This window comes from Achromobacter sp. Marseille-Q0513, from assembly GCF_018195695.1.
Classification (GTDB): domain Bacteria; phylum Pseudomonadota; class Gammaproteobacteria; order Burkholderiales; family Burkholderiaceae_B; genus Achromobacter.
Genome location: NZ_JAGTJY010000506.1, coordinates 1 through 474, shown reverse-complemented (window position 1 = coordinate 474; position 474 = coordinate 1). Strand labels below are relative to the sequence as shown.

General features: G+C 60.1%; 1 protein-coding gene. It reads right to left on the bottom strand.

Translation table 11 applies throughout. The features are described 5' to 3' along the window. Positions 1-270: LysR family transcriptional regulator (locus KDH83_RS31505; RefSeq protein WP_212323089.1), on the bottom strand; the 270-nt coding region annotated here is incomplete at its 3' end. Between the last annotated feature and the right edge of the window lie 204 nt (positions 271-474).

The following is a 474-nucleotide window of genomic DNA, read 5'->3' as shown; positions in this document are numbered from 1 at the left end:
GAATACATCTCCCTCGCGCACGCTGGTGTCGAGCAGGCGCAGCGCCTCGCGAACGCGGCCGATGATGTTCTCCGCGACTGGCGTTGGCATCATTCCCGCCGGGCTGCTGACGAATAACGAGTCATTCATCACTCGCCGCATGCGGGATAGCGCATTGCTAACCGCCGGCTGCGTGATGTTCAGAATATCAGCCGCGCGCGTCAGATTGCGCTTGTTGTAGATCGCCTCGAACACAACGAAAAGATTCAGATCCATCTTCGACAGGCGCATGACCGGCCCTCCTCGCCGGCATCTTAGATCGCGTCGGTATTCACCGTCCATCTTCCCCCGGGAGATGATGTCCGGATTACCCCTGGATGATGTCCGGAGCCATGCCAGCGGCCTTCCCTCAAGCGCGAATCGGCGCGTTCAGATAGCGTTTTACCCCCTCATATCCCTCACGGGACTCGAAGCGGGCGATCGCCTGCAGGTGCA